Source organism: Nitrospirota bacterium (genome assembly GCA_030684575.1).
Classification (GTDB): Bacteria; Nitrospirota; Nitrospiria; order Nitrospirales; family Nitrospiraceae; genus Palsa-1315.
The window spans coordinates 1-16,270 of record JAUXVD010000004.1 but is presented as its reverse complement, the minus strand read 5'-3'; the positions used below and the strand labels follow the sequence as shown (position 1 = coordinate 16,270).

General features: G+C 53.2%; 14 protein-coding genes and 1 pseudogene. 3 read left to right on the top strand and 12 right to left on the bottom strand.

Going from position 1 to position 16,270, the window contains the following annotated elements; translation table 11 throughout:
• Positions 1-219: 219 nt before the first annotated feature.
• Both Q8N00_02230 and Q8N00_02225 read right to left on the bottom strand, forming a co-directional pair.
• Positions 220-501: a hypothetical protein gene (locus tag Q8N00_02230; protein ID MDP2381600.1), complete on the bottom strand. Its 282-nt coding sequence runs from the start codon at positions 499-501 to the stop codon at positions 220-222.
• 372 nt (positions 502-873) lie between these two features.
• The gene (locus Q8N00_02225; protein MDP2381599.1) at positions 874-1,509 is read right to left on the bottom strand and encodes an outer membrane beta-barrel protein; all 636 of its coding nucleotides are present in this window, start codon (positions 1,507-1,509) and stop codon (positions 874-876) included.
• A 166-nt stretch (positions 1,510-1,675) separates the two neighbouring features.
• Here Q8N00_02225 and Q8N00_02220 point away from each other — a divergent pair, with 166 nt between their 5' ends.
• On the top strand, positions 1,676-1,939 hold the full coding sequence (locus Q8N00_02220) for a helix-turn-helix transcriptional regulator (GenBank protein ID MDP2381598.1): 264 nt from the start codon (positions 1,676-1,678) through the stop codon (positions 1,937-1,939).
• Between the two features lie 442 nt (positions 1,940-2,381).
• Here Q8N00_02220 and Q8N00_02215 read toward each other — a convergent pair whose 3' ends face one another.
• The 5 genes from Q8N00_02215 to Q8N00_02195 form a co-directional block, all read right to left on the bottom strand.
• A complete protein-coding gene (locus tag Q8N00_02215; protein MDP2381597.1) occupies positions 2,382-2,738 on the bottom strand; it encodes a response regulator in 357 nt (118 codons plus the stop codon).
• A 283-nt stretch (positions 2,739-3,021) separates the two neighbouring features.
• Entirely contained in the window at positions 3,022-3,480 is a 459-nt protein-coding gene (locus Q8N00_02210) for an avidin/streptavidin family protein (protein MDP2381596.1), read from the bottom strand.
• Positions 3,481-3,482: 2 nt separating this feature from the next.
• Positions 3,483-3,686 carry a hypothetical protein gene (locus Q8N00_02205; GenBank protein ID MDP2381595.1) on the bottom strand — a complete coding sequence of 68 codons (204 nt, stop codon included), beginning with the start codon at positions 3,684-3,686 and terminating at the stop codon, positions 3,483-3,485.
• A gap of 346 nt (positions 3,687-4,032) precedes the next feature.
• Positions 4,033-4,185: a hypothetical protein gene (locus Q8N00_02200; protein MDP2381594.1), complete on the bottom strand. Its 153-nt coding sequence runs from the start codon at positions 4,183-4,185 to the stop codon at positions 4,033-4,035.
• A 769-nt stretch (positions 4,186-4,954) separates the two neighbouring features.
• Entirely contained in the window at positions 4,955-6,652 is a 1,698-nt protein-coding gene (locus Q8N00_02195; GenBank protein MDP2381593.1) for an AIPR family protein, read from the bottom strand.
• 757 nt (positions 6,653-7,409) lie between these two features.
• On the opposite strand from Q8N00_02195, the gene Q8N00_02190 reads away from it, so the two are divergent.
• Entirely contained in the window at positions 7,410-11,177 is a 3,768-nt protein-coding gene (locus Q8N00_02190; GenBank protein MDP2381592.1) for an SIR2 family protein, read from the top strand.
• A 183-nt stretch (positions 11,178-11,360) separates the two neighbouring features.
• On the opposite strand, the gene Q8N00_02185 is transcribed toward Q8N00_02190, so the two are convergent.
• From Q8N00_02185 to Q8N00_02165, 5 genes and pseudogenes are all read right to left on the bottom strand, one after another.
• Complete coding sequence (locus tag Q8N00_02185; GenBank protein ID MDP2381591.1) at positions 11,361-11,531, bottom strand: hypothetical protein; 171 nt, start codon at positions 11,529-11,531, stop codon at positions 11,361-11,363.
• Complete coding sequence (locus Q8N00_02180) at positions 11,524-12,405, bottom strand: hypothetical protein (protein MDP2381590.1); 882 nt, start codon at positions 12,403-12,405, stop codon at positions 11,524-11,526. Before Q8N00_02180 ends, Q8N00_02185 begins: the two co-directional genes overlap by 8 nt.
• Before the next feature lie 145 nt (positions 12,406-12,550).
• On the bottom strand, positions 12,551-13,072 hold the full coding sequence (locus Q8N00_02175) for a hypothetical protein (protein ID MDP2381589.1): 522 nt from the start codon (positions 13,070-13,072) through the stop codon (positions 12,551-12,553).
• 405 nt (positions 13,073-13,477) lie between these two features.
• Positions 13,478-13,657: a hypothetical protein gene (locus Q8N00_02170; protein MDP2381588.1), complete on the bottom strand. Its 180-nt coding sequence runs from the start codon at positions 13,655-13,657 to the stop codon at positions 13,478-13,480.
• A 192-nt stretch (positions 13,658-13,849) separates the two neighbouring features.
• Positions 13,850-14,680, bottom strand: a pseudogene (locus Q8N00_02165) (bacteriophage abortive infection AbiH family protein).
• A gap of 78 nt (positions 14,681-14,758) precedes the next feature.
• On the opposite strand from Q8N00_02165, the gene Q8N00_02160 reads away from it, so the two are divergent.
• Positions 14,759-15,906 (top strand): IS3 family transposase gene (locus Q8N00_02160; GenBank protein MDP2381587.1). Its coding sequence is split into 2 segments (ribosomal slippage): positions 14,759-15,008 and positions 15,008-15,906, totalling 1,149 coding nucleotides; the frame shifts between segments, so codons are not numbered across the junction.
• The last annotated feature ends 364 nt before the right edge of the window (positions 15,907-16,270 follow it).

Below are 16,270 nucleotides of genomic sequence, written 5' to 3'. Positions count from 1 at the left end.
AGGGTTTAGAGGCATGGCTATTGGCGTTGGGGAGAGGGGAAACAGAGGATATTGAATCCTTCGCGTTTCGGTGAGCCAGTCAACGGTCGGCGAGGCCACGTAACTCTATTCGTGACGTGGAACTATGGTTTTGTAACTCATGCAGAGGGTGTTCGCAACTGAGTGTGTCCACCATGCAATGCGAGAGCATTGCAATCACATGCGACTGATACATGCGCATTACCCACGTTCAGTCTTCCCAACGGGAAGGGACTTCCGCCCCTGCTTAATAAAACGGGTATTCCAAGGAGGACAGTAATAGCGGATGAGGTGGTATTCCCAACTATTAGCCTGATTCATCGCTTTCGTACCCGCAAAGACAATTGCAATCATCGCTGTCGGCCAATGGGCAGCAAAACGCTTACGCGTTTGAGTCAATTCCTTCCAGAGGTCACTTCCGGCGACCCCGATGTACAAGACATAGGCCTTTGCATCATCATATCGTGAGGGATGATACAGCAATGCATATACTCCTGAGCCTTCAGGAACTCGGAAACTACAATCGCCCCGTTCTGGCCATCTCTTCGGGTGACCTCTATGTGTAATTGTGTCTCCCAAGTCACCCGGATAGTTCCACCCTTCCCAACGCGTACAAAACGCACCAGGGTTTCGTTTGCCTCGATCATGTACGGTTCGCAGGAATCGACGTTCCATCTAACGACGCCTCATGTCTCGAACGGAGCCCTGTAAATACAATCTTCCTAACGTGTCTTCCAGCTCTGTCTGATGCCCTCAAATTCGAAATAGAACAAGCCAATTTGGCTTTCGGCCTTTCCAACAAAGGTCAATAGAGACCGGGACACCCTCCCGCCACCTCGGCATCAGTCACACGCGTCAGAAATGATACCCCACCCCAAATACGACGAAGTGCGCATTGTAGTTGGCGTTGAAATCCCCGCCGGGAAAGCTTGAGTGGTTGTATTTGTATTCTCCGAAGAGGGCTATCTGTTGCGTGATAAGCACACGCGTTCCTGCCAGGACGTTTAAGCCCGGTCGGACTGCCGAGCCTGCCGTTGAAGTGGGAGTGGTGAACCAAAACAATCCGAGCCCCACACCCGCGTATGGTTGAATGACGTGTCCTGGGTATCGATACACCACATTCAAGGCTGCCGTTGTCACTCGCAGGTGGGCTCCCGGAATGGTGGCAGTTTGTGACCCTGTTGGGCTACTCAGCGTGAGCTGCTGTTGCTTGAGATAGGGAGTGGCGGTATACAGTTCCGCCTCGGCACCAAAGTACTTTAGGTCATCTAGAAAATGCCCCACCTTCAGCCCATAGATCGGGGAGTTCTGAAGACCAAGATTCGATCCTGTATTACCTGAAATGCCCCCTGTCCCCCTCACGTCACTCAACTGTGCAGACAATCCATAACCAGCGAAACCAGCCACATAGGACTCTGCGTGTGTGTCCGTTGGCTGAAAAAGAAGGCAGAGCGTGAGGCACGCGAAGAGAGCGGATGAGACCCAATGCATGAACCTTCTAGACAGGCAAGACCATACCTTCATATCAGTGCTCCTTCGTTCTGCTTAGATGATACTTATAGTCATCAGTAAGGGTAGCAGGTTCTCTTCAGGTGTCAACAATACTGCTACTTAAAGTCTGTAGACTGATAGTCTTCTTGTTTGTAGCCTCTCTTCTGTGAAATCCAGAAATCGAGATCAGGAAGCGTTTGGGAAGGCTACGCGCAAAGCGAGAGAAGCTGCGGGGATGTCCCAGGAAGAACTAGGAGAACGGGCTGAGTTGCATCGGACCTACATAGGCGGCATTGAGCGCGGGGAGCGAAATGTCAGTCTCCTCAATATGGAGAAGATCGCCAATGCGCTGAAAGTGAAGTTGAGTGTGCTAGTGCGTCAGATGGAGAAGCATATGGGGAAAGGGGTTCCGTCGAAAAAGAAAGAGTAGTCGGTTGTTGCAGAAGATGTGCTGATTCCGAAGCGCGAAAGATCTGCTTGTGGTATCACCTCGCCTGGGTTAGTCGGACACCTTTCTGAAATTGCTCCAGTCCAGTCATCGCGGCGATTTGTTGTGTCGAAAATAGGACAATAGTAAGTCTTACCAGTCGGCTCACTTGCTGGGTCATCGATCTCACGCTCTCGACGCTTTGTGCATTACCCTCCATGACCTTCCCCCTTTGAGCCAGGCCAGTGTTGTCCATGACGACCCATTGCAGGGGAAAACGGCGATAGTGGCGAATCAAGAAGGGCCTGAGAGCCTCGCGGTGTGGCGTGTTTTAGGCAGGGGACGATCAAACCACAAGACAGGGGATGCGGAAAAACTTGCATTGATTGGCAGGCGTGTGTCGTCGGAGCCGCGTAACGGACACCCGCTACGTCGGAAGATAGGTCTAGAGGAGTAGGCGCTTCAGCGAGTCCCCCAGGAGATGCAGCGAGAATTCTTTTTCGACGTACTCGGTCACCCCCAGCGCATGGATCTGCTGTTCCATCTCAGGAGTCCCTGCCCCCGTCAAAATGATCACCGGCTGCTTTGGGTTGATATTGCGCACCTGTCGCAAGACCGTGAGCCCATCCATCCCTGGCATTTTCAGATCAAGCACCACGACATCGGGGTGTTCTCGACGAAAGAGATCCAGACCCTTCTGGCCATTCTCCGCGACGACCACGTCATAGCCTTTTCGGCAAAGCAGTGTGTCGAGGAGATCCCGGATGCCCTGCTCATCATCAATCACCAGAATCTTGGCCATGGTGTCTCCTCAGACTAACGTGTGTATTCCTTAGTATATCACAAGGAGGCACTATTGGGGCCTCGGGAGATCCCCGGCTCGGTGTTACGTAGGACTAGGCGGGTTGAATCTGCAGGCCTATGGTGCACAGGCCCTTTCGTTCGAGCACTTCCATAATTGCGGCGATCTCCCACATGTTAGAGCTGGTGGCCTCTTCAAGGGACATGCTGTCGCGTTTGGGGTGGTCGTTTCTCATCTTCCTTTTCCGTCGCTCGTTCGCGTCCTGGTTGCTGTGAAACGGATCTCAACAACCTACGCCCATGAGTGAGAGGGAACCGGGTTTACAACCCGACTTTACGGTGCTTCTAGTGAATATATCTGCTCCCGCCAGTGTCGATTTGAAGGTTACTGGACTAACACCAATAGGCAGATGCCATAGCGTGGAAAGGCTCTCATTCCCTCCGTCCACAAGGAGATGTCCGTTCCAAGCTGTGATGGATTCGCATTCATCGAAGTTGACTAAGAAGGATATGGCAAGTCCATTCATCGTCCCAACAACTTTGCGGGCCTTACCAGCCCCACATCCCACGGCTGTAGTAAAAGTTCCCGATACCATTCCGCTGGCCTCGACGGTCAGCTTCAAAGCCGATTTGTGCTGATTTGTCCATTCTGAATCACCTTTGAGCGCGGGCGGACTGCTCCACGCATTATCAACGGGAACGAGCAGCGCGCAAGCCAGCATTAGAGACGCAACCGTCTTCATTTCTATACCTCCTTGTTGTGAATACTGGGCTCCTTGATGAGTCGTTTGACATAATGCAACAGCCGCGCATGTGTGTGCGGCTCCACCACAATATTCTCAATCGCGAATTCTTGCCCTCTCGACCATCGCCCAACCGCCTCGTGGACTTCGATGTGTTGCTCATTTGGCAGCCTGACAGTCGGCGAGAGGGTTTCCCCTGGTCGCATCGGCAGATTCCCAGAGAGAGTCGCCACCCATTTACCGAAAGATTCCAGGTCAAACCGTGGCCTTCAGACAGACCATTACGATAGGTCACAGAGTATTGCACGGGGAAGCGACGGCAGAGACGAATCGTGAAGGCATAGGAGCCTCGCAGGGAAGTTCATTCTAGGAGGGATGCGTATAGGGTGCAAGAGCCAAGTGGGGCAAATGGTTGTATTTCGGTGGTTGGTTTGTCTCGCCGTCAGTCTTGCTCCTCATTGGCGTATCCACCACGATGCGGCATGTCAGCATTCCGTGTGTTCTTTTGTCCGAGAATCTCCGCTCCGTCTGAAACCAGTCATCAAGAGGACCTTAGCGGACACGTCGCTTGTAAATCTCGTAGGCTCGTATGGCAATCCATTCGTGGAGAATTGCCGATACGGCAGGTGTGGGGGAACCTGGTTTCGTTCGGCGGGCTGGTTTCTGGCGCGTCGTCTTCGATGTGATCGGGTGCTTCGATTTCATGGGTTCCCTCCCATGTCATCCATCACGCATCAGATCGGTGACGGGAAGGCTAGGCTGTCCGTGAGGAGGTGTCAAGGCTCTCAGGCGCGTGTGGGATGGCGAGAGTGACCATTGCTGTCGCCCCTGTCCATAAAAGCTTCTCAGGGCTTTCTAGATGTTCAGGACGGTGCGATGGGAGGGGAGCCGGTGATGAGTCTTGTTCCGTGCAAGCCCACCGGTTCGCGTTGTACTACTCCCGGTTTTGCTCCCGCTTCCAGGTCGCACTCCATCTCACTCTATCCCTGTCTCCACTGATCGCCCTTTTAAGGCGTGGTCCATTTGATTGATGAGCGTGACGGTGTAAGGAATGGCAGGAGGAGATCCACACGCCCACGGGTCGCGCGACCGCCTCGTGGTCAGGGAGGCAGGTTTTCCCTCCGCGGATCGACGCCTGCTTAGTGCGCGAGAATCCAACGAGTCTGTAGGAAACCCCCAGACGGAGAAATAAGGCTGTGATGAAATAAAAAAACAACCCGCCAGAACGCCCTGTATTCAACGATCTCTAACGTGGGAAGGGGCAAGCGACCACCGAAAACGATTTACTCGAGCCCTCAAGGGGGTTTTCTCAGCCTCGTTAGACGGCGACTCAACGGCCAACGTCTGATATCCGCCTGAGCGGAAGTTCGGCGCTGAGATCACACCGCCATAAATCGGTCCTTAGCCCTGTCGCCTTAACGAACTGCCCTTAAGCTGCTGAGGCGTTTACGCCCTCGTCAGCTTCAAGCGCGGGCTAGGCTGCAGCTGCGAGTACCTTCCGTGCTTCTGTCGCCAAGTGCTCACACTTCTTCAGATTCTTGAACAATGTTGGGATAATGGAAGTGGGGTAGTGTTTTTCGAGGAGATCGCTCAGAATCTTGACCCGGGCATCCACGAGAGCGATGATTGCCTCATCGGTGATCGTAGCAATCGGGTCGAATGCGGGCTCCTTGAAGCGCTGAACAGCGAGTGCCTCGAAGGCGAGGGTTGCAATGATGCGATTGCCGTGGGTTACTAGGCCATAGTCCTTGTAGGAATTGACTCGCTTTACGTAACCATCGATAGCCCGATCGATTCTTCTCTGGAGTTGAACACACCGCCATACATGAATACCTACCACTGACGCGTTGAAAAGCTCGCGATATGGCGCCTTTGAGATGTCGTCCCAGAGCTTGCCGATCTCGCGTTTCAATTGGACGGCGAGCCGGACAGCACCCGAGGCACATGCAAGGGCAGTAGTCGCGTCCACGAGGTCGAAAGCACTTTCAGCTCGAAGCACAGAGTCCCCTCGTAGCACCTGGTAATCGATGTTGTCGATCGCTAGTTCGGTGCGGATTCGCGTTTGCTCCTGGTCCAAAGTGACAAAGTCTCGGTTTTCGATCTTGTTCTGGCGATTGTTGGTACGGGTGACGTCGGCTGCGAATGAGTCGTCTTGCCCGCGTACGATGATTCGTACAGGAAGGTAGACGTCTTTAGCGCTCGTGGGATTGGCTTCGCCGGACTTTCCGACTGTACTGACGGTTTGTGCTCCGTTTACAACGCTAATGTCTTCGCAGTGGAAGATACTAAAGTCATTGCCGGCACCGCCAGCCATGGGCCTAGTAGCCTTCTTCGTTAGGATCGTGATCCCGTTGTTAAAGTACCAAAACAAACTGGGGGTTTGCTCAATTGTTTGTCGCATCTCCACATTAACATCGGTTTCGCCGAGCGTATTGCGCAGATTCTTGGCAAAGAGACGCTGGCGGTATTGCGTCCACCAGGCAACGATTTGGTCGGCCGAGACCTGTCCGTAGTAGGCTTCATGCGGGGTATCCTTCCGCCCCCAGGACTTTATTCCGATCTGGAGGTTGATCGGTTCCCCCGCAATTCCAGCTGTTAGCGACTTGTGAAGCTCCGCCTGGTTCAGCACGCTGACATATAGCACTTCGCTGACATCGTTGAACTCGGCGGCCAAGTCTTCGAGGTCGCGCATCGAAGGGGGAGCCAAGCGGCTAGCACCGGTGTGTGCTACAACCACCTCGTAGCGTGTCGAGGGATCATTCAGCGCAGCAGAAATGATTGTCTGCTTCGCGGCTATCTTCGGGTTAAAGCGGTCAAATCGCAGATTGACGAGGTCGCGTACACCCGCAACGAACTTCTTGATTTCCCCGTTATTAGGCTCACCGGAGCCATCCTTAATCCACTTGGACTGTACTAAATAGAGTCGCTTGTTCGGCTCGTCGAAGTAAATGGCATCGAGGCCATTGTCGTTGCCGGCATCCGTTACGGCGCCAGCTGCGTCTGCCGGAGTAGATCCTGAGAGGTAGTGGATAGCGTATGCAGCCAGACCACGCGTAAGAAAGAAGGCCTCCCGAATTTCAGCGGGTGGGCTTCCTAGATCGCTCAAGTCAACCAAGGACTCAAAGAGCCGCACGACCTGATTCTTGATCTGATTGACGTGAATTATGCTCATGATGGCCGGACGGTATGAAAGTTGTGGTGCAGCCTAACTACGTTTAGGCCGATCCGCATAAGAGCCGGATCTGCATTTTCTGTCCGTATAACACACCACTACGGTTCGTGAACAATACGCCATAGTTGCTGCCGTTTCAATGCGTTGCGACTGGGCGCCCATGAATCACGGGTTCTTATGCGGATCGGCGTAAGATCCCCCCTCCGGTAGCCGTCGGTCGTGGACGTCGGCTCAGGGTCGGATACCGATGGTCGAAGAACGGCCACTTTGCGACAGTCGCTAAGGCAATCCCCGCGCCGGAAAGCTGCCGTTCATTAGAGATTGTGCGCGCTTCACGCTACGCTTGGCTGGATTGGGTCTGAGGAGGGTCGTAGAACAGTTACCTAACCTCGTGTCGGCGTCCACAAAAGCTGCCCAAGTGTCGTTCCGTAAGTTCTCGAAATCATGTGAATCAAGAATTCGACTTGCACCGTCAATAAATCAAACCACTGAAAAGATAGGGGAAGATACTCATGGCCCCGCTCATACCCATATGGAGTCAATTGAAACTTGGGGCGACTGTGCAGGCGGCTAACTCCAATCCGCACAGCCGCTTGGTTATCAAGATCTGCGTAACCACATCAGTGACCGTTGGGGCAAAACTAAGCGATCTCCTCGCTCTCACGACTGTTTGCACAAGAACGCCCTCCTTTCTGATCTAATCATTCTGACGTATACTTCCTAGCCTATTAGCTTTGTTCATTGAGGCGAGATCCTAGTGCGATTTATTAAAGGCGGCCCCGAGGTTCCTGACCGATTGGTGGAGTCTCATGAGGATGGTAAGGTCGTTTTCTTTTGCGGTGCAGGCATTTCGTATCCAGCGGGATTGCCGGGTTTCGAGGGGCTTGCTCGAAGACTTTTTGAGGATCTTGGCGAGGACCTTAATTCTACTGAAAAGGCAGCTTTTGAGGAAAAACGGTTTGATGTGGCTATTGATCTGCTGGAAAGAAGAATCAGGAATCGTCCGATGGTCCGTGAAAAGATTCAGACCATCCTCACTCCGCCAGACCTGGCGAATCCCATTTCAACAAATACTCACAAGGCCATTCTCACGCTAGGAAAGTCAAAAGATAATTCTCTGAGAGTAGTTACAACAAACTTCGATCGAATTTTTCTCGAAGTGGACCCCTCCCTGATGCCGTATGCTGCTCCCTTACTCCCAATACCAAAGAAAAGCCGATGGAACGGCCTTGTTCATCTTCATGGGTTGCTTCCGAAAGACAATGATCCGACAGCACTGAATAGCCTCGTCGTATCAAGTGGGGACTTTGGTCTGGCTTATCTTACCGAGCGCTGGGCTAGCCGATTTGTTACAGAGCTATTTCGCAATTATGTCGTCTGCTTTGTGGGATATAGCCTCGGCGATCCAGTCCTCAGATATATGCTTGATGCACTCGCGGCAGACAGGATTCTTGGAGAAGAATCGGACGATGTCTTTGCGTTTGCTCCCTTCAGGGAAGGACGCGAGGACGCAGATAAACGAGATTGGCAAGCCAAAGGAGTTGTTCCCATTCTCTATTGCGAAGCTGGAAGCCATGATCTGTTGCACAAGACTCTTTTTGAATGGGCAGGACTATACCGAGACGGAATGACTGGCAAGCGAGCCATCATAGCCCGTGAAGCCGTTATGCCTCCTTCACCCAATGCAAGTGATGGTCAGGTTGATCGAGTAATCTGGGCTTTGATGGATCCAACGGTGACTAAGGCCTTTGCCGATCTAGATCCTATACCGCCGGTTGAATGGCTCGACGTTTTTGCAGAGTCACGATTCAAAATATCCGATCTCTCCAGCCTTGGGGTAACAAAGCCATTTTCTATCGAAGATGTGAAATCATTTTCTTTAGTAAATCGTCCAGCGCCACAGAATAACAATTCCAACATGGCGCTTGTGTCACTCGCAGATGCTGATTTCCTTGCGCCTCGTTTAGACGAGGTGATGGGGCATATCGCAAGATGGATATGCCGCCATCTTGACCAACAGAAGGTGCTTACATGGGTCATCAAGAGTGGCTGTTTACTCCATCCACAGTTTAGAGAATTGGTAACCCGGGAGCTGATTGCCGATCCTCCTCGGATTTCTGGGCCTCTTGCTTTGATCTGGAGATTGATTTGTGCTGGACTCGCGACGAGCATGCGGAATTATTCTTCAATGTCTCTCTATCGTTGGTGCAATCGGTTCAAGCGGTTTGGTTGGAGTGTTTCTCTAAAACGAGAGTTGTCGCAGATGCTTCGTCCCATTGTGGGACTCAGGGAGCCATTACAGTGGGACGCGCAACGGGAAAATGGCGAGGAGGATCAAGGAGATCGCCTTAGAGCAAAACTAGCCGGGGACTACGCTAGTTGGGAAATATGTCTTCGGATCGGAGAATCTCCCTGGGAAAAACTGAACGAGATCAAAGAGTGCACTGACTGGCCTAAGCTGGCAATTGACTCACTTTCTGAATTTACGACATGCCTGCAAGAAGCCTTGGATCTAATGGCCGAGCTGGGTGAAGTTTCCTGGCAAAGCGACCTTTCATACATCGCCCGTCCATCTATATCTGACCATCCTCAAAATAATAATTTCCATGATTGGACTGCTCTGATCAAAATTTGTCGAGATGCATGGCTATCAACATCAACGGGTGCGCCTACTCTGGCAGAGTCTGAATTGGAGAGATGGAATCTGATCAAATACCCGCTCTTCAAAAGGCTGGTCTTCCACGTTGCAACAGAATCTCCCCTTATCAACCACACACAGGGACTAAAATTCTTGTTGCAGGATAATGCTCAGTGGTTGTGGTCACCTGAAACTCAGAGAGAATCACTGCGCCTGCTAATACATCTAGTTGCCAGGCTTGATGCTTCTCAGAGGAGTGAACTCTGCAAGGTTATCTTGGCTGGGCCACCGCGGAGCATGTATCGCGAAGACCTCCAGGATGAAGAGTGGAGTGGGATAGTGGACCGTAAGACTTGGTTGCGATTGAAAATATGGGAAACAACGGGTTCTGAAATGACGGGTAAGGCAAAGGAACGTCTTGCCGCAATTTCCGGTAGATTTCCACAATGGCAGCTTTCACCAGATGACCAAGACCAATTTCCCTATCGGATGGAATCTGGTTCAGGAAGAAGTTTTAGGACTCATATCGTTTTGCCGAGACAACATGAACAGTTGGTGAACGCACTCAAGACTCGCCCTGTCGATGATCATTGGTACGAAGATGATTGGAAAGATATCTGTCAAACCGCTCCAGATAAGGCAATGGCAGCAATTCGTATTCTCGGAGAAAATGGGATCTGGAATGCTGGTGTATGGCGAGTAGCATTGCAGGTGTTTGCTGAGAGTGAAATTGGTTTGACGAGCCTTAGCGAGATTGGACCGTCCCTGCTTCAGGTGCCCATAGATACATACTCCAACCTCAAGCACGCCTATGGTTGGTGGCTCAAGAGGTTAGCGAGGCAGGTACCGTCATCTTCACATCAATTATGGTTTCAGCTCCTCGACAAGATCTTGGAGTATGCTACTGATGACGTTTCAGATGGTAAGCCTGTTCATGCTGCAATCAACAATCCTGTTGGGCAAGCCACGGAGGCTCTCCTCGACTTCTGGTATCAGACTGAGCCAGCGGTTGATTCAGGATTGCCTGAACCCATTAAACTTAGACTAACACGACTCTTCGATCCGCAGCCAAGGGAGTACGTTCATGGTCGGGTCATCATGGCTGCACATCTCAGATCCCTATACTCAGGTGACCCGGTATGGACCACGCAAATGTTGCTGCCAGTTTTTAACTGGGACACCAATCCGGTTGAGGCGAAGGGAGTATGGGAAGGTTATTTATGGACACCACGGCTAAGTGCTGAATTGTTGGATGCATTTAAGAGTTCTTTTCTCGCGACAGCTCACCATTACCCTGATCTTGGGAAACACGATTCGCAATACGCTTCCCTGCTCACAGTGGCAGCACTGGAGCTAGGTCAGCATTTCATGACAAATGAATTGAGAGAGGCGTTCAATGCCTTGCCTAAACAAGGGTTAGCTGAATCGGCTGTGATGTTGGTACGGTCTCTTGAGGGCGCAGAGGATCGGAGTGAAGAGTATTGGAGTAACCGGGTTAAGCCTCTCATTGAGTCAATCTGGCCAAAATCATATGATAAGCGTTCCAGTCATGAATCGACTGCTTTAGCGAGGATTTGTGTTCTCGCCCGGTCACTTTTCCCTGAGGCAGTGGCATTTTTGATGCCGTTCTTGATTAAAACCAAGAACTTTTACCTACCACTAAGCGAACTTGCTGAATCGGGTCTTGCGACAAAATATCCCCTGGCGTCCCTATCTCTGCTCATTGCAATTGTGGATGAACATGATCCATGGCCAGCCAAAGATCTGAAAACCTGTTTGGACCAAATCAGTTCAACAGAGTCCAGTTTATCTTCAGATTCAGGCTTCCGACGCTTGCAAGCATATTGGGCACGATATGAGAGAAGCGGAGGAACTAACGAAACCTGAGACAGCGGTAACAATGTTCAGTTTGCCTTAAAGACAATCCTTCTTCAGCAGTACCGTTAGGTGCCCGCAGTGCTGTGAAAGTTTGTTCTTTTACACCGTGCGGGAACCGACGGCGCCGTCATTCGATTGGACCACCTGATAGCCGTCGGTCGTGCATTTCGGCTTTGGGTCGCATGACGACGGTCACAGTTCGGCCAAGTGCGGAAGTTCGGCGCCGAGATCGCACCGCCACAATGCGATCCTCAGCCCTGTCGCATTGACGCCTTGCCGCTCAGCCGCGAGCGGCGCGCACAACAGCTCAGATCCGGTCTCGGCGGCCGCACCGCTCGTCGGATGCAGCGGCAGGTTAGACACAGGTCCCTCGTCGAACGCGCAAGACCATAAGGATCAGGGCAAACATCCGGTGGAAGAGGTAGTCAACGTGGTGACTGTTCTCGATCGGAACTTTGCTGGTCTCCGTGTGCCGAATCATGAACGTATTTCCAATCTCCGTAAGTTCCCGAGCCTCTCGCTCGATACGTTCACGGAACGTGGGCTCAACCACCGCAGAGTCGAGAAGAGCTTTAACGCTAGTCTTCTTGTCACCTGGAAGAATGGTCTTGAGGCGTTCCCAAGCATCCCAGACCTTCTCCAGCGCCTCCTTTCTGACCTCACAGTCTGGATGCTTGAACTTCAGGCAGGCAATAGCGAGAAGGTGATCAAGTTCGGTGTCACCACTCGCGAAGACCGATGCAAGCTCATCCCGCAGGACAGGCGGGCCTACTCGCTGGATCTCGCCACTTGAATCGAGTTCGTAGGGATGACCGCATCGCCGGAGCATTGTATTGATCTCCCGCTGAAACTTGGCGAAGCCGCTCTCCGGATCGAAGGCAGTGATGTGGTTGTGCTTCCCGTAATCGTGGTAGGTCCGACTTGTTGGCATCGACACGATCTGGGCGAAGAACTCGACCGAGTCCAAAACCTCAAGCGTATCAGGTGGGGTCCGCCCGTCGAGCGGCCAGGGAACTCGTGGATTGTGCGCCGCGAATGCTGCGCCAAGGGCGGACGCATCGGTTTCTACCGGAAGAGGTGCCTCGAAGCAGTGGCTGGGATAGCGTTCGGCAAACCAGCCGTCTCGGGACCGAGATTCTACAAACGCGACGAAGCCGCCCCAGAAGGCGGCCGAGATCGTTTCGTCCTCCCGAGGTGCCTTGCCTGCAAGTCTTTCGCTATAGTAACGGCTTCCCATTACACGACCCGTTCCCTGAGTCTAACACCCGGCTTCACCTGCAGGGCGCGCCTCAACGACCGGCCGCGAAGCGGCCGCACCTCCGCGCCCTGTCTGGTGCAAGCCGTTGTTATCCGGCCCGGCGCTATTGGCGCTCATGGCTTGACTACTGATATGCAAACTCGACACGGCGAATCCAGTGCTCGTTGCCGAACTGATCCAAGACGGCAACGTCGGTGATGAAGGTCTCGCCTTTTTTCCGAACAGGAGGCACGATCCAGAAGTCTAGGTGGAGGTCTGTCGACTCTCCTGGCGGGATCACGAACGCCCCGTGCATCTGCGAATTGATGTCGCGCACCATTACGTGGCCGAGTGACTTGGGTTTTCGCATCCTGGCAACCGTGGGTACGATCCCGATCTTGGTCATGTTGGTGACCGTGTATCGAGCGACAATCTGCATGGCTGGCTTCTGGGCCATTGCCCCCATGTGCCACCAACACGACCTCCCGTCCGCCTTAGGCAGGATGATGAGCGTCTTCTTGGGTACATTGAGCGCAAGCTCGTCGCTGCCCTTCAAGAACCCGACCAGCTTCTGCCAAAGCCATTTGAATGCCCCGCTGAGGGCACCAACAATCGTGACGACACCAACGATGATGCCAATGACGACCGAGAGGGTGTTTATCTCCACAGTGGCGCTTCCTCAAACCGTCGCCCCATAGGGTCCGGATAACAATGTTCAGGCGGATCCATATAAGAACCGGATCTGCTATTTTCTATCCGCATAACACACCTTCAATGATCGTGAACAATATCCCATCATCGACGGTGGTGCAATGAGTGACGGCCCATCGATCATCGATCACGGGCTCTTATGCGGATCGGCGTAAGTCCCCCTCTGGTAGCGGTCAGTCGTGTACATCTGGTTTGGGTCGTGATTTGCCTGTAAGGGCATCAGGCAAGTGTCGGCCAGAGTGCAGAAGTTCGGCGCCGAGATCGCACCGCCATAAAGCGGGCCTCAGCCCTGTCGCATTAACGCGAAACTCAGCGGCGCCAAAAAGGCGCTAGCCTTCTTGGCGTCCGATGGAGCAACTGGTTATATGTCTTTGCCACTTCTCTCTTCCAAGTGCCTTCTTATCTGCTCTACTGACATGGCTGGTCTAGTGCGATGATTGATCGCGTGGCAGTTCGGGCAGACAGGCACGAGGGCCTTAATCGAATTCAGAACGTACTCCCGTCCGATCTCCGAAAGCCAGATTACATGGTGAACGTGGATGTATTTGTCACCAATTGAGCCTTAGATCACAGCAAAATCTAACTTGCATACGGCACATCTATAGCCGTGATGTTTGATGCACTTAGCCCTTGCTTCCGCATTACGCTCATAGGTGTTGACAGCCACTGTCTTTGATGCACCTTCAATGAGGCGCCTGTGCGGCTTTTCGTGCAGGTCGCCTCGAACGCAGGGTTAGGTTTCAGGATGGATGTCGGTGATGCGTGCATACGTGACTTTTACGGCCGGTAAGCCGAACTCGAAAAACGCCTTTTTCATCAGAGGAATCTTCGTTTCATCGTGATAAGAGGCAATCCAGTGCGGGTCGGACGCCTTGGTTTTTGCTGCAATCAGTGCGAAGTACGGCCAGTCCACCTCAGAGAGTGAGTGCCCAAGAACACAAATGCGCTTGACGTCCGACAGAGAATCGAAAAAATCTTGATGGGCTGAAATAACGCGATCAGTTGGCTTGTAGGTTCTGGAGAAGTAGTCGTCGATGCATTCGTTCGCCTGCGTAACGCGCGTGTCTTGATCTTCAAGATCGGCGCGAGCATTAAGGGACGCAATCGTCTTGGGATTGATGCCATGCCCAAGTACCAGATCAGAGTCAGGACCGGCGGCATAGTTGTGAATGTAGGTGATGCGGCTAGACGAGACATCGTAGAGTTTCCGAAGCGTATTCGTGTAATTGAAGGTTAGATACAGCGCATGCAACGGGAGGTCGAGCAACGGTATTTGGAAAGAGGATGGGCTGGGAATGGTCAGTCGACAGATCCATTCAGTGAATCGTCTTTTTAATTTCTCCGATAGCGAACTGACGATGCGATCTATCTCATACTGGTAGTCATGATGAAACGCATCGCTCCAATAGTCTGCAGAATATGGAACAAAGGAAGCGGACGCTTCGTCAAGTATGAGATCAACGTCGAGATGCGCAAGGGTGTTTTCAAAATCAGCCCAATTTCCATCGAAGGAGAAGTAGTTTTCGAACAGGCGATGGAGGCTTGGATCAACACCCGACACGTAGCGGCCAAAGTCGGCATTGGGCTGCTGCCGGTTTCAAAGACACCGAGTTAGGTGTATGAATGAAACCGGAGGTAGGTCATGGAGCGACGGAAGTTTACGCGAGAGTTCAAAATTGAGGCGGTGAAGTTAATCCAGCAGCGCGGGGTGACGGTGGCGCAAGCTGCGCGGGATTTGGGCGTGCATGGGACGGTGTTGCGCCGATGGGTGCAGGAGTCTGCCGCCGATGCGGCACAGGCCTTTCCGGGCCAGGGGCAGATGAAGCCTGAGCAGGCGGAACTGGCTCGGCTCCGCCGAGAAGTCATCAAGCTAAAGGCGGAGCGCGATATCCTAAAAAAAGCCGCGGCCTACTTCGCGAAGGAGGCGCTATGAAGTTCGCCTTTATCGCGAAGCACCGGGGGATTTGGCCGGCGGGGTGGTTGTGCGAGGCGCTCGGGGTCTCGCGGGCAGGCTTCTATGTCTGGCGAACCCGATCGCCGAGTGCCCGGGCAAGGGCCAACGATCAGCTGCTGACCAGGGTGCGAGCCAGCTTTCTCGCCAGCGACCGGACCTATGGAGCCCGGCGTGTCTGGCACGATCTGCTAGCGGACGGAGTCTCCTGCGGCCGACATCGGATCGAGCGGCTGATGCGACACGCGGCGTTGCGCGCCCGCCCCAGGCGCCGGAAGATGCCGTTGGATACTGGCGTGCGGTCGACAAGCGCCGTCGCGCCGAATGTGCTCGACCGGACGTTCACGGCCGCGTCGGTCAATCGCAAATGGGTCGCCGACTTCACCTATCTCTGGACCGCCGAAGGCTGGCTCTACGTGGCCGCGGTCGTGGACCTGTTCTCGCGACGGGTGGTTGGCTGGTCCATGCATGCGACGATGACCACGCAACTGGTCACCGATGCACTGGTGATGGCGATCTGGCGGCGAGGCAAGCCTGAGGCGGTCCTGCATCATTCGGATCGGGGGAGCCAATACACCAGCGAGCCTTTCCAGCGGCTGCTGGCTGACCATGGCGTGACCTGTAGCATGAGCCGATCCGGCAACTGCTGGGACAATGCCGCGATGGAGAGCTTCTTCTCCTCGCTCAAGACCGAACGCACAGCGGCTAAAACGTACCGCACGCGAGACCAAGCCAAAGCGGACGTGTTCGATTACATCGAGCGCTTCTACAATCCCACGCGGCGGCACTCGACGTTGGGCTATCTGAGTCCGATGGCGTTCGAACGGCAGGCAGAATGAGCGTAGGTTGGTGTCAACTAAACTGGCAGCAGCCCAATATTGCGTGGGCAACGATAGTTTACTTGAAGCTCATATGAGCTAACCTTCCGCCCAAGATGTTGCTCTAGGTCAATAATGTAGTCCGGCGTGCATCCCCGGAATCCATAGATTGCTTGATCGTCGTCTCCTGTTACTACAAGGGTAGCCTTTTCCGCTAGGCATTTGATTAGCATGAAATCCAACTTGTTCAGCGACAATTAGAATTGCGGGGTAACGACAACTAGAATTGCGGGGTGCCGCGCCTCCTAACCGCCAGTCCTGTACCCTCTTCGCTCTACCAAGGGAGGGCGCATGGTCACGGACCGGCAAGTGAGGAGACTGATAA

Excerpts from the sequence above, each read along its gene's own strand:
- Q8N00_02210 (MDP2381596.1), bottom strand. The coding sequence starts at position 3,480 with ATGAAGACGGTTGCGTCTCTAATGCTGGCTTGCGCGCTGCTCGTTCCC.
- Q8N00_02200 (MDP2381594.1), bottom strand. The coding sequence starts at position 4,185 with ATGAAATCGAAGCACCCGATCACATCGAAGACGACGCGCCAGAAACCA.
- Q8N00_02225 (MDP2381599.1), bottom strand. The coding sequence starts at position 1,509 with ATGCATTGGGTCTCATCCGCTCTCTTCGCGTGCCTCACGCTCTGCCTT.
- Q8N00_02205 (MDP2381595.1), bottom strand. The coding sequence starts at position 3,686 with ATGCGACCAGGGGAAACCCTCTCGCCGACTGTCAGGCTGCCAAATGAG.
- Q8N00_02215 (MDP2381597.1), bottom strand. The coding sequence starts at position 2,738 with ATGGCCAAGATTCTGGTGATTGATGATGAGCAGGGCATCCGGGATCTC.
- Q8N00_02180 (MDP2381590.1), bottom strand. The coding sequence starts at position 12,405 with ATGGGAAGCCGTTACTATAGCGAAAGACTTGCAGGCAAGGCACCTCGG.
- Q8N00_02195 (MDP2381593.1), bottom strand. The coding sequence starts at position 6,652 with ATGAGCATAATTCACGTCAATCAGATCAAGAATCAGGTCGTGCGGCTC.